Source organism: Paractinoplanes brasiliensis (assembly GCF_004362215.1).
In the GTDB taxonomy this organism is placed as follows: Bacteria; Actinomycetota; Actinomycetes; order Mycobacteriales; family Micromonosporaceae; genus Actinoplanes; species Actinoplanes brasiliensis.
On the sequence record NZ_SNWR01000002.1, the window covers coordinates 1,062,869 to 1,074,739 of the forward strand.

The window sequence follows — 11,871 nt, forward strand, 5'->3', positions numbered from 1 at the left end:
CACCGGAGGATCGTGTGTCCACGACTTTTGACACCACTACGTCGCGACGCGGCGCGCGGTCCGGCTCGCGGTTGGTTCCAGGTTGCCTGCCTTGCCGCCTTCGACGGCGGATGTGTTGCTATTGCCAAGCCTCGAGTACGGCCGCCAGCACCTCGGGTCGGTGTGAATCACCGACGGCGAGGTGATCCTCTTCGGAGAAGACTACGAGGTTGGCGCGGGTGATCTGTTCGGCGTACCAGCGCCCGTATGTCACGGGACAGCTTTCATCCGCGCCTCCGTACCAGAGCAGGACCGGAGCGTGTACCGCCTGCAAATCGATGTCCCAGCCGGCGCCGTGAGCGAGCCCGTCGAAGATCACACCTTCGGTGCCTTCCACGATCGCGCTCAGGGCGTCGGCCATGATGGCTCGGTACGCTTCGTCGGCGGCCAACGGATCGTCGCCGAGCCACGCATTCAGGCGGGCCTCGCCGTCGAGCCTGCGCAGGTCCGCTTGCCAGACGTTCTCAACAAGGTGACGCATGCCTGCTCGGGCACCGGCCAGGTCTCCTCTATCCAACAACGCCAGAACCGCCCGTTCCTCTGGCTCTGACGATGGGTCGGCGAGTTCCCGCCAAGGTCCGGTGCCGGCAACTACGCCCACGGCGCGCACCCGCAGGGAGTCGATGGCTGCGGCCGCCACCGCGTAAGGTCCGCCTCCCGATGAGCCGATCACGGCATACTCGTCAAGCCCGAGCAAGGTGGCGAGTTCGGCGAGGTCGCGGCCTACTGTCGACAGCATGGGCTGATGCCTGATCGCGGTCGACCCGCCATAGCCGGGCCTGCTCACACTGATAAGCCTGACTCCTGCAACCAGCGCCGCCGGATGCCACAGCTTGCCCATGATCCGAGTGTTCGGGCTTCCGGGTTGGAAGAAGATCGGACGTCCAGATGGATCGCCGGCATCGAGATAGTCGATTGCTCGGCCGTCGGACAGCGTCAGGTTCGCCTCTTTCCCGAAGCTCATGGGCGCACCCTAACCCGGGTTACCGATCAGGATCATGGTGGCGCGGTCGAACGCACCCTCCCTGGAGACGAACTCTGGGAGGCATACAGGCGATCCCTCACTGCCAGCCGGGACTTGTCCTGACAGCCAACTGACTGGCGCTGACGTGGGATTTATCCACCTGTTTCGACACCACGGAAGGTGGACGCTCGATCGTATGGATTCGATGTCCGCGAGTTTCGGGCTCTGCATTCGCGGTATCGGCGGATGTTGAGCGATGCGCCGATGGCTGGGCGGCGGGTGCGGATCGTGCTGAAAGTGCGACGATTCTTCTGCGATAACCCCGAATGCCGGAGCAAGACCTTCGTCGAGCAGGTCGACGGCCTGACTCGCCGCTGGTCACGCATGAGCGAAGGGCTCCGGCGGATGCTGGCGACGATCGGACTCGCGCTCGCCGGCCGGGCAGGTGCCCGGTTGGCCAGGACGTTGGGCGTGGCGACCGGAAGAGATCGTCTTCTTCGCCTGGTCCGCGCGTTGCCCGACCCGCCTGTCGGTGACATCGCGGTGCTCGGGGTCGACGATTTCGCAATCAAGCGTGGACACAACTACGGCACCGTGCTGATCGACTGCGAGACGCGCAAAGTCGTGGATGTACTGGTGGGACGCGATGCCGAGCCAGTGATGGCCTGGCTGCAGGAGCACACGAAGCCGGCGGTGATCTGCCGGGACCGGGCTTCGGCATACGCGGAGGCAGCTCGCAGCGCGGCACCGGAAGCGGTACAAGTCGCGGACCGCTTCCACCTCTGGCAGAACCTGGCCGCAGCCGTGGAGAAGTGCGTCGCCCGGCATAAGAGCTGTCTGGCCGAGCCCGCCGACACGACTCTCGATGAGCCCGACGAGACGGAGACTGCCGAGCCGACCGGGGCGATGGCCGAACGCCGCCGAGCCCATCACGCCCTGGTCCACGAACTGCTGGCACAGGGTGCTGGCTTCCGGCAGATCGCCCGACATCTCGGCTGGTCGCACCGGACGGTATCCAAGTACGCCCACGCCGCAACCTGGCAGGAACTGGTGGTCGGGCAGAAACCCAGACCGAGCCTGGTCGATCCGTTCAGGCCCTACCTGGCCCGGCGCATCGGTGAGGGCTGCCTCAAGGGCAGCGTCCTCTATCGAGGGATCGCCGTGCAGGGTTTCATGGGCAACTACCAGATCGTCCGCAAGTTCGTCGAGCAGTACCGCAGCAAACCTGATCTGGCCAGAGTGCCCCGCCCACTCTCGGTGCGGCAGGTGACCGGCTGGATCTGCCGGCATCCGGACAACCTCGTCAGCCGCGACGCCGAGCAGCTCCAGAGCATTCTCGACCGGTGCCCCGAGCTGCGTTCCGCTGTCGATCTGGTGCGCTCGTTCGCCGACATGATGACCCACCTGCACGGCGAACGGCTCCCCGCGTGGATCACCGCGGCCGAACAAGCCGCGCTACCCGGAGTCAGCCGCTTCGCTGGCGGCCTCACCGCCGACCTCGCCGCGGTCACCGCCGGGCTGAGCCTGCCCTTCAGCTCCGGCCCGGTCGAGGGCAACGTCAACCGGATCAAGATGATCAAGCGTCAGATGTATGGCCGAGCGGGATTCGATCTTCTCCGTAAACGGATTCTGGTCGCCGAGTAAGAGTTCATCCGATCAGTCGCCGCAGAACCACAAGTACAGATGTTGACCTTCCTCGACCAGAGCCGCGAGCCGGCGGACCTCGGCACGGGCGGGTTCAGGGATCACCCCAGTTGGGAGCCGCTCCAACTCCGCCAGCAGGATGGGAATCTGGCGCTGGTTGAAAACCGTGTCGAGGTAGGCACAGAGCCCAGCGACCATCGGAAACGCTGCGGGATCGAGGTCGATGAGCTCTTGAGTCCACTCGAAGCCACGCGCACGCGCCACGATCTGGCGGGACTCTCGGCGCACCTGGAGGTCGATCACCGCACCACGATAACCGCGCCCGCCCGCACAAGATCAATCACGGTGTTCGCGCCAGAGCCCACAACTCGCGAGCAGAGCCAGGAGCCGCACTCGTCGGTGGTGGCGCGGTCCGACGCGGCCCTGATCCGCCACGCGGCGCTCACCGGTGGCCGTCCGCTGGTGGCCGGCGCCCACGGCATGGCCCTGACCTGCTGGCCGCAGGCGCGACGGCGGGGGAGTTCTGGCCCGGTCTCGATTTCCCCGCAGTCGTCGAGCTGTGACTCTGCAGGCGACGCCGCCGGTGGCGGGTGCGTTGCCGGTCAGCCACCACCGGGGACGGCGGCGGGCCCGCGCCGAGCCGGCCCTCTCTAGAAGGTGAGCAGCGCACCGCGGTCGTCGAACGTGGCCCCGCCGTTCCAGACGATCTCCCAGCGGGTGCCCTCGGGGTCGGCGATGTAGCCGGAACGCCCGCCCCACGGCCGGTCGACCGGTTCGGCCACCGCGGTGGCGCCGGCGATCAGGGCAGCCCGGAGGCGCGGGGTCGACGTCGTCGCGGGTGTCCACGTTGCAGGCCAGGGTGACGCCGTTCCAGGCGCCTGGCCGGCCGGGCGGGCCGGGGACGGCCTCGGCGGCCAGCTCGTCGAGGGGGTACAGCGCCAGCAGCACCCCGCCCAGCAGGTACGAGCAGAACTCGTCGCTCGAGCCGTCCCGCTCACGCCAGCCGAGCCGGCCGTAGAAGGCGCGCAGGGCGGGAAGATCACGGGCTCCGAGGGTCACGACGGACAGCCGCGCGGGGATCTCGCTCATACCGCGTAGTGTCGGTACGCGTGGCAGACGACGTCATCTGGGTCGGCGGTGGCAGCGGCGCGGGCAAGTCCACCGTCGCCCGGCGGCTCGCCGCGAAACACGGCCTGCACCTGTACGACACCGACGCGGTGATGGCCGGCCACGCGGCGCGCTGCGACCCGGTCAGCAGCCCGCATCTGGCGGCGTTCCTGCGCATGTCCATGGACGAGCGGTGGCTGCGCCCGCCCGAGGTCATGCTGGAGACTTTCCACTGGTTCCGCGGCGAAGGCTTCGACCTGATCCTCGACGACCTCGCCCGCCACCCGAAACCCGTGATCGCCGAGGGGTTCCGGTTGCTGCCCGCGCTGGTGCCCCGCCCGGCCCGCGCGGTGTGGCTGCTGCCCGCATCGCAGTTCCGGCGGGCAGCGTTCGACAGTCGCGGGTCGACGTGGCAGATCGCGTCGCGGACCTCCGACCCGCCGCGTGCGCTGGCGAACCTGCTGGAACGGGACCGGTTGTTCACCGAGCGGCTGCGCGCCGAGACCCGCGCCCTGGGGCTGGCCACCGTCGACGTGCAGCCGGGGATGACCGTGGACGAGCTGACCGTACGGGTGGAGAAACTGACGGATCTGTGACACCAACGGGTGACGTCGGGGCGGTAAGGTCGGCTCGCTATGCGTTTGCTGTCACCGGGCGGGGGCCGAAGTGACTGAAGCCGTCCACCGTGCCTGGCCACGATCGGCGCGTCTGGACGCCGCCCACATCCTCGAACGCATCGCCGAGATCACCGGGGTGCGGCTGGAACTGGAGGGCCCGGCCCCCGGCGGTGAGGTCGGCGCCGCGTACGTGCGCTGGCCCGACGGGCGCCGTTCGGTGCTGACCGAGGGCCGTTCCCGCAGCGGCCCCCTGGTCGACCGGGCCCGCCAGGCCGGGGTGCCCACCGCCCGCCACGAGCTCGCCGCCCACGTCGACGGGCGCCGCGTCATCGTGCAGCAGCGCCTGCCCGGCGCACCTCCGCAGCGGCCCGACACGCATCTGGTGCGGCAGATGCTCACCCTCAACGACCGGCTGGCCGGGTTGCTGGCCGACGTGCCCGCCCCGAAACCGGCCGAGCTGTACCTGACCGGTGACGGCCCCGGGTTCTGCCTGCATCAGCCGTTGGCCGAGCACTCGGCCCGCACGGCGGCCCTGCTCGCGCGGGTCCACGAGGTCGGCGCCGCGGGCTCGGTGATGGTCGGCGACGACCTGGTGCACATGGACTACCACCCCGGCAACGTGCTGGTCGACGCGCAGGGCCGGGTCACCGGGCTGATCGACTGGGACGGCGCGACCCGCGGCGACCGCCACTTCGACCTGGTCACGTTGCGGTTCGTGCTGGCCGGGGTGTACCCGGACCTGCTCGCCCCGGTCGACCAGCGCCTGGCCGTGATCTCCGACCGGCGGTTCGACGCGTACTGGGCGCACATGAGCCTGCGCATGGTCGACTGGTCGATCCGGCACCACGACGAGGCCACCGTGGAGCATTGGCTCGACGTGGCCGAGGCGGGGTTCCGCTGAGCCGCCGGGAAGCAGAAGCCGAGACCCGGTCCCGGGCCGCTAGACCGAGTCGAGGAAGTCGCGCAGCAGCCGGTTGACCGGTTCCGGGTCCTCCAGGCTGGGCAGGTGCCCCGCCCAGTCCAGCTCCACGTGCCGGGCCCGCGGCAACCGGGCGGCCAGGCCCGCGGCGACGTCGTGGAAGTCGGGCAGGTCGTGCGCCCCGGTGACCAGCAGCACCGGCGCGGCGACGGTGTCCACCGACCAGCCCGTGTCGAGGTCGTCGACGTCCGCGGCGGCCAGTTGCACCTCGTACGCGTGCTGCTGCATCCGCCGCACCAGGGCGCGGGTCTCGCCGGTGGCGCGCGGCCCCACCCACGACCGGACCATCAGCTCCGTGGCGGCTTCGACGTCCCCGGCCTCCAGCAGCGTTTCCTCCTGCTCCCACATCGCCCGCAACCGCGGCGACGGCTCCAGCGAGGGCGCCGCCGCGCACAGCAGGGCCAGGCCCCGCACCCGGGCCGGCCACCGCGCGGCGATCTCCAGCGCCACCTGCCCGCCGCCGGACGACCCGATCAGCGCCACCGGTTGCGGCCCGGCCAGCTCGAGCACCAGCGCGGCCACGTCGGCGGGCTCCGCCGCAACCGGCGACTCCCCGTACCCGGGCAGGTCACAACGGATCACCCGGCGCGCCCCCAACCGGCCGATCTGCGGGTCCCACATGCGGCGGTCACCCACCGTGGAATGCAGCAGCAGCACCTCGGGCCCGGACCCGTGAACGTCATGCGCCAAAGTCACCGGCCAGCACCTTCTGCTCGATCTGCGGGTCCAGGCCGACCCGGGGCCGGTCCGCACGTTGCGGCGCCCCTTCGGGCAACCCCCGCAGCCACGCCCACGTGTCCTCGACGGTCTCGCGCACCGGCCGGCACACCAGGCCTTCCCCGTACGCCTTGGACACGTCGCCCTGGTGCAGGAACGTGTGCAGATCGCCGGGCGGCAGGTAGATCGGCAGCTGGGTCCACGGCTCGATCCCCGCCGCCTCGATCACCGCCGGGTCCACCCAGCGCAGCAGCGCCCGCCCGCCGGTGACCTCGTTGCCGATGTCGAGCAGCTCACCCATGGTGGTGTGCCCGGGCCGGCTGACCAGGTCGAACGCCCCCGCGACCCGCCGCGCCGCCGTGTCCAGCAGGAAGACGGCCAGGTCCCGGGCGTCGATGTACTGCAACCCCAGGTCCCGCGGCCCCGGCGCCAGGGTCGGCCCACCGCGGGCGAGCCGGTTCAGCCACCACGGCAGCCGGCCCACATCCTCGTACGGGCCCAGGATCAGCCCCGCCCGGGCGAGCAGCACCGGACCGTCGAACACGGCCGCGCCCAGCTCCCCGCGCAGCTTGTCCCCGGCGTACCCGTCGTCGTCCGGGCCGACCAGCGGCGCCTGCTCGGCCTTGCCGTGGCCGGTTCCCGCGTACACCGACCGGCTCGACACGTACGCGTAGTGCCCGGCCCGGCCGCTGAGCAGCTCCGCCGTACGCCGCACCGCGTCACCCCGCGCCGACCAGGTGTCCACCACCGTGTCCCACGTGCCCGTCCGCAACACGCCCAGGTCACCGAGACGGTCACCGGTCAGCGCCCTCACCCCGTACGGGAGGGCCTTGGTTCCCCGGTTGAACACGGTCACGTCGTCGCCACGGCGCACGGCCTCGTCGGCGACTGCCCGCCCGACGAACCCGGAACCGCCCAGGATCAGCACTCTCATACCGCGACCCTGCCCTACGGGCGGAACGCCCGCAAAGCCTCCACGACCAGCGCGTGATCCTCGGCCTGCGGCAGCCCCGACACCGTCACCACCGCGACCACCCCGACGTCACGGATCCGGATCGGGAACGCCCCGCCGTGCGCCGCGTAGTCGGCCGGGTCCACGCCCATGCCCGCGTCCAGCTCCTGCCCCTTGGCGGCCAGACGCCGGCCCACCAGGAACGACGAGGCGCCGTACCGCTCCACCACCCGCACCTTGCGCTCGATCCACCGGTCGTTGTCGGCCACACTGCCCGCCAGCGCGGCGTGGAACAGCTGCTGCGCGCCGCGCCGGATGTCGATCGCCACCGGCAGCGACCGCTGCGAGGCCAGTTCCACCAGCAGGCTGCCCAGCCGCCACGCGTCGGCGTTGTCGAAACGGGTCAGCTCGAGCTCGGCCTCCTGGGCCTCCAGCTCGGCGATCAGATCCTGAGTCATGCTCGCATTATCGTCACCGGTCACGCCGCCGCCGCAGCCACATCCCCAGCGCGGCCACCGCCACGAAAATCAGCACCGAGCAGCACAACGCTCTGATGAACACACCCGCCTCCGACTTGGCTAAGGTCGTATCTCGTGCGCCTGGCCACCTTCAACCTGCTGCACGGACGATCGCTGTCCGACGGCACGGTACACGCCGACCGGGTCGCCTCAGCGATCGCCGACCTCGACGCCGACGTCCTCGGCCTGCAGGAGGTCGACAAGGCCCAGCCCCGCAGCGGCCTGCTCGACCTCACCGCCATCGCCGCCGACGCCCTCGGCGCCCAGGTCCACCGCTTCGCCGCCGCCGTCGTCGGCACACCGGGGGAGCAGTGGCAGCCCTGGCGCAGCGACGACGACAACGCACACCCCCTCTACGGCATCGCCCTGGTCAGCCGCTACCCCGTCACCACCTGGCAGATCACCGCCCTGCCCGGCGCGCCCATGCGCTCACCCATCTACGACCCCGACAACGGGCTGCGGCTGCTCAAGGACGAACCCCGCGTGCTGCTCGCCGCCGTCCTCGACACCCCCCGCGGGCCGCTGACGGTGGCCACCACCCACCTGTCGTTCGTGCCCGGCTGGAACCTGCGGCAACTACGTCACGCCGTACGGACCCTGCGCGCCCTGCCCGCGCCCAGGGTTCTGCTCGGCGACCTCAACATGCCGGCCCGGCCCGTACGCGCCGTCAGCGGCTGGCGGCCCCTCGGGCGGGCCGCGACCTTCCCCAGCCCCATGCCCCGCGCCCAACTCGACCACATCCTGGCCGACCCCCGCGGCCTCGACCGGCTCGGCCGGGTCGTGCAGGTCGCCACGTCCCGCCCGCCCGTCTCCGACCACCTGCCCCTGGTCGTCCAGCTCGACCGTTAAGCCTTCTTCACCCGCAGGTACACGTCCTCCAGGCCGTCCTCCGGGTCCCACTGCTCACCGACCTTGCGGAAACCGAACCCGGCGATCGTGGCCCGTGACCCGGTGTTGTCGGGCCGGATGCTCGCCCGTACGGCCGTCACCCGCGGATCGGCGTCCGCGCGCTCCAGCAGCGAGCGCAGCATCGCCTTGGCGTACCCCTTGCGCCGGTGCTGAGGATCCACCGAGTACGCCACCTCGACCACACCGTCGGCGTCCGGCGGCCCGTGGAACCCTGCGTGACCGACAGTTACACCCTCCGGCTCGGCGACAGCGGCCCGCGCGATCCATTCCGCGGCGGCCGGATCGGTGTCGATGTCGGCCAGGCGGATACGCCACAACCAGGCCTCCTCCACGAGAAACTGACTCAGGGGAGCACCCGCGGCCGTGCTGGCCGCGACCAGGTCACCACTGATCAACGCCGTCAGCGCGGCGGGGGAGAGCTGTACGAAACGGATGTCCGGCACGCCGGCAAGGATCACACAGAGTTGCGATCAACGCCACACACCGGTTGCGCACAATCTAATTGCGCACTACCGTCCATGTCATGGTCACCTCCACCGCGCTCGAGCAGATGGTCTGCTTCCAGCTCTACGCGGCCAGCCGCGCGATGACGGCCATCTACCGCCCCCTGCTCGAACCCCACGGCCTCACCTACCCGCAACTACTCGTCCTCGTCGCCCTCTGGGAAAACGGCCCCACCACCGTCCGCGACCTCGGCCGGCAGCTGCACCTCGACAGCGGCACCCTCTCGCCCCTGCTCAAACGCCTCGAAACCGCCGGCCACGTCACCCGCACCCGCGGCAACACCGACGAACGCACCGTCACCGTCACCCCGGCCGCCTCCGCGATGCGCCTCCGCGACGACCTCGCCGACCTGCCCGAACGCATCGCCTGCGCCGTGAACCTGACCGAAGACGAATTCCACCAGCTCATCCACCTGCTCGGCCGCGTCCGCGGCGCCCACTGATCTTCCCGGCCGCACCCCGCGGCACCCACCGAAAGGACCTGCCATGTCCGCGCTCTACACCGCATCCGCCACCGCATCCGCCACCGCCTCCGGCGACGGCCGCAACGGCCACGTCCGCTCCAGCGACGGCGTCCTCGACCTCGACCTCGCCGTCCCCAAGGAAATGGGCGGCCCCGGCGGCGCCCTCAGCAACCCCGAACAACTCTTCGCCGCCGGCTACGCCGCCTGCTTCCACGGCGCCCTCAAACTCGTCGCCCGCAACCGGAAAGTCACCCTCACCGACACCGCCATCACCGTCGACGTCAGCATCGGCCCCAAAGCCGACGGCACCCCCGGCTTCCAGCTCGCCGCCACCATCGAAGCCGAACTCGCCGGCGTCGACGACACCACCGCCCTCGAACTGCTCGAAGCCGCCCACCAGGTCTGCCCCTACAGCAACGCCACCCGCGGCAACATCGAAGTCAAACTCTCCGTCGCCTGACCGCTACACCAACTCGCCCAACGCGCGGTTCGTACGGTTCGCCCGTACGGCCGCGCGTTGCTGCTCCGCCGTCACCTCGATGTAGTTCTGCGACGTCGCCAACGACGCATGCCCCAGCAACCGCATGATCTCGCTCGCGTTCGCCCCGTCCTCCGCCAGCCGCGTCGCGAACGTGTGCCGCAAAGCATGCAACTGCGCACCCCGCGGCACCCGCTCGTTGATCCCGGCCCGCCGGAAACACGAACTCACCAAATACTGCAAACCCCCACGCTGCAACGGCGCGCCCTTACGGTCCACCAGCAACGCCTCATCCGCGCGCGCTCGCCCGAACCGCACCCGCCGGCTGTCCACATACCGCTGCACCACCGCGTCCAGCTCCGGCTCCACCGGCACCGTCCGCGGCCGCCCACCCTTACCGGCCACGTCCACCCGCCGCTCACCCGGACGCCCGTGGAACGAACCCACCCGCAGCGCCAGCAACTCCGACAACCGCAAACCCGCACACAGGGCCAGCGCCAGCACCGCCACATCCCGCTCCGGCCACGGATCACGCTGCCGGTCATCCCTGGCGCTGACCGCCCGCAACAGCTGCTCGGGAGTGTCCTCACCACGCAACGGCTTAGGGGAGTGGGGCGCCGGACGCGGCTTGTCCACCGCCGACATCGGATTGCCGGGGACCACCTGCTCGGTCACCAGGAACGTGAAGAACGCGTTCCAGCTCGTCCACGCCCGCGCCACCGACGCCGGAGCCCGGGTGCTCGCGAAACGGGCGAAGGCTGCTCGCAGCAGGCGGGGGGAGAGGTCACCGAGAGTGACGGCTTCTTTGTCCATCAGGCCGACAACCAAGGTCAGATCCCGCTCGTACGCCTTGAGCGTGTGCACCGAGGGCTTCCGCGTGGCCCGCGCCGCCAAAAACTCTTGAACAAGACCAAGGACCGGAACATCATGTTTTTCATGCATATGCGACACTATACATGATGTGCATACAAACTTATGTAGGTACGTTGGATGTGTGCATCATTGGTCATGCCGACGCACAACGCCAAGCCAGGGCGGCTCAAGAACATTCCTACGAGGATCTGTTCACCGGAACGCGGCTGCGGGGAGTCGAAACCGCACGCAGAGTTCGGGTGGGGTGCGGGTAAACCTGATGCTCTGTGCCGGGAGTGCCGACGCAAGATCAATGCTGCGTACATGCGCAAGAAGCGGTCGGAGGAGCCAGAGATCAACCGCAAAGCCAACTTGTGGCGGCACTACCGGATGCGCCTCGCCGACTATGAGGAGCTGCGCGCGGCCCAGGGCTACCGATGTGCAGCATGCGGGGCGCACGAGAGCGAGATCGATGTGTCCCGTAGCGGTGGCCGGCTTCGACAGGACGGCACGAAAGCAATCGCGTTGCCGCTGCAGGTCGATCACTGCCACGACACGATGAAGGTGCGCGGGCTGTTGTGCTCTCGCTGTAACCGCGTTATCGGCACGGCCAAGGACGATCCTGAGCTACTCGAAGGGTGTGTCGCCTACCTCCGCTCGCTCTCAGGTTAACATAATCGGTCTTACCGACCTGGGATTTGGTCGATGGAACGACGAGCCAGACGTTGCCGGGCCGTCCTTTCTCAACGACACACGCCCGAGTACTTCTTCGGACGGCCGACCGGGACCGCTGTGGTGTGGTCGACGTCCGGCCCGATGTGGCCGGGGCCGGCGAACGCGTGCCTCGGTGGCCACGTCTCGTGTCCGATGTGCGTGATCGTGGGGTGTCGGCGGGGCCGGCCGGCCGGATCCTCCTACGCGGATTCTCCCCCGGCCCGCCCCGTCGCCGTCCACGGTCAGGTTCCCGGGCTGAAAGGGCTCGGAGCCCAGGGTGAGGCGTTTCGGTGTGGTGCCGGGCCGGCCTGTCTCCCGGGATCGGCGGCTCGCGGTCAGCGGTTCGCGTGTGGCGTCCTACTGGTGCTGTTCGAGCGCGCCGACGGTGGCCGGTGCCGCGGGCGGTCAGGTGTT

At 69.9% G+C, this 11,871-nt stretch carries 15 protein-coding genes; 7 read left to right on the forward strand and 8 right to left on the reverse strand.

The window, feature by feature from the left end:
- Positions 1 to 118: 118 nt before the first annotated feature.
- Positions 119 to 1,003, reverse strand: a complete 885-nt coding sequence (locus tag C8E87_RS36915) for an alpha/beta fold hydrolase (RefSeq protein ID WP_133878019.1) — start codon at positions 1,001 to 1,003, stop codon at positions 119 to 121.
- A 180-nt stretch (positions 1,004 to 1,183) separates the two neighbouring features.
- Here C8E87_RS36915 and C8E87_RS36920 point away from each other — a divergent pair, with 180 nt between their 5' ends.
- Positions 1,184 to 2,647, forward strand: a complete 1,464-nt coding sequence (locus C8E87_RS36920; RefSeq protein ID WP_275409040.1) for an ISL3 family transposase — start codon at positions 1,184 to 1,186, stop codon at positions 2,645 to 2,647.
- Positions 2,648 to 2,659: 12 nt separating this feature from the next.
- On the opposite strand, the gene C8E87_RS46020 is transcribed toward C8E87_RS36920, so the two are convergent.
- The gene (locus tag C8E87_RS46020) at positions 2,660 to 2,950 is read right to left on the reverse strand and encodes a hypothetical protein (RefSeq protein WP_133878021.1); all 291 of its coding nucleotides are present in this window, start codon (positions 2,948 to 2,950) and stop codon (positions 2,660 to 2,662) included.
- A gap of 347 nt (positions 2,951 to 3,297) precedes the next feature.
- Positions 3,298 to 3,429, reverse strand: coding sequence for a VOC family protein (locus tag C8E87_RS46540; protein WP_275409041.1), 132 nt, complete (start codon positions 3,427 to 3,429; stop codon positions 3,298 to 3,300).
- A gap of 327 nt (positions 3,430 to 3,756) precedes the next feature.
- On the opposite strand from C8E87_RS46540, the gene C8E87_RS36935 reads away from it, so the two are divergent.
- Positions 3,757 to 4,350, forward strand: a complete 594-nt coding sequence (locus C8E87_RS36935) for a shikimate kinase (RefSeq protein WP_203720578.1) — start codon at positions 3,757 to 3,759, stop codon at positions 4,348 to 4,350.
- A gap of 70 nt (positions 4,351 to 4,420) precedes the next feature.
- Positions 4,421 to 5,272, forward strand: coding sequence for a phosphotransferase (locus tag C8E87_RS36940; RefSeq protein WP_133878023.1), 852 nt, complete (start codon positions 4,421 to 4,423; stop codon positions 5,270 to 5,272).
- Positions 5,273 to 5,311: 39 nt separating this feature from the next.
- On the opposite strand, the gene C8E87_RS36945 is transcribed toward C8E87_RS36940, so the two are convergent.
- From C8E87_RS36945 to C8E87_RS36955, 3 genes are read right to left on the reverse strand one after another with little or no spacing between them, the layout of a single operon-like run.
- Positions 5,312 to 6,046, reverse strand: coding sequence for an alpha/beta fold hydrolase (locus tag C8E87_RS36945; protein WP_133878024.1), 735 nt, complete (start codon positions 6,044 to 6,046; stop codon positions 5,312 to 5,314).
- Positions 6,030 to 7,001, reverse strand: a complete 972-nt coding sequence (locus C8E87_RS36950) for a Rossmann-fold NAD(P)-binding domain-containing protein (RefSeq protein ID WP_133878025.1) — start codon at positions 6,999 to 7,001, stop codon at positions 6,030 to 6,032. Before C8E87_RS36950 ends, C8E87_RS36945 begins: the two co-directional genes overlap by 17 nt.
- Before the next feature lie 14 nt (positions 7,002 to 7,015).
- Positions 7,016 to 7,477, reverse strand: coding sequence for a heme-degrading domain-containing protein (locus C8E87_RS36955; RefSeq protein ID WP_133878026.1), 462 nt, complete (start codon positions 7,475 to 7,477; stop codon positions 7,016 to 7,018).
- 135 nt (positions 7,478 to 7,612) lie between these two features.
- On the opposite strand from C8E87_RS36955, the gene C8E87_RS36960 reads away from it, so the two are divergent.
- Positions 7,613 to 8,386, forward strand: a complete 774-nt coding sequence (locus tag C8E87_RS36960) for an endonuclease/exonuclease/phosphatase family protein (protein WP_133878027.1) — start codon at positions 7,613 to 7,615, stop codon at positions 8,384 to 8,386.
- Here the strand turns inward: C8E87_RS36960 and C8E87_RS36965 are convergent.
- Entirely contained in the window at positions 8,383 to 8,889 is a 507-nt protein-coding gene (locus C8E87_RS36965) for a GNAT family N-acetyltransferase (RefSeq protein WP_133878028.1), read from the reverse strand. The two genes, C8E87_RS36960 and C8E87_RS36965, sit on opposite strands and share 4 nt — an antisense overlap.
- Before the next feature lie 80 nt (positions 8,890 to 8,969).
- Between C8E87_RS36965 and C8E87_RS36970 the strand changes: the two genes are divergently transcribed.
- Together C8E87_RS36970 and C8E87_RS36975 are read left to right on the forward strand one after the other, a co-directional pair.
- The gene (locus tag C8E87_RS36970; RefSeq protein WP_133878029.1) at positions 8,970 to 9,392 is read left to right on the forward strand and encodes a MarR family winged helix-turn-helix transcriptional regulator; all 423 of its coding nucleotides are present in this window, start codon (positions 8,970 to 8,972) and stop codon (positions 9,390 to 9,392) included.
- 43 nt (positions 9,393 to 9,435) lie between these two features.
- Positions 9,436 to 9,873, forward strand: coding sequence for an organic hydroperoxide resistance protein (locus tag C8E87_RS36975; protein WP_133878030.1), 438 nt, complete (start codon positions 9,436 to 9,438; stop codon positions 9,871 to 9,873).
- Positions 9,874 to 9,876: 3 nt separating this feature from the next.
- Here C8E87_RS36975 and C8E87_RS36980 read toward each other — a convergent pair whose 3' ends face one another.
- Positions 9,877 to 10,833, reverse strand: a complete 957-nt coding sequence (locus C8E87_RS36980; protein ID WP_133878031.1) for a tyrosine-type recombinase/integrase — start codon at positions 10,831 to 10,833, stop codon at positions 9,877 to 9,879.
- A gap of 234 nt (positions 10,834 to 11,067) precedes the next feature.
- Between C8E87_RS36980 and C8E87_RS36985 the strand changes: the two genes are divergently transcribed.
- Entirely contained in the window at positions 11,068 to 11,415 is a 348-nt protein-coding gene (locus C8E87_RS36985) for an endonuclease VII domain-containing protein (protein WP_166661400.1), read from the forward strand.
- Positions 11,416 to 11,871 lie beyond the last annotated feature (456 nt).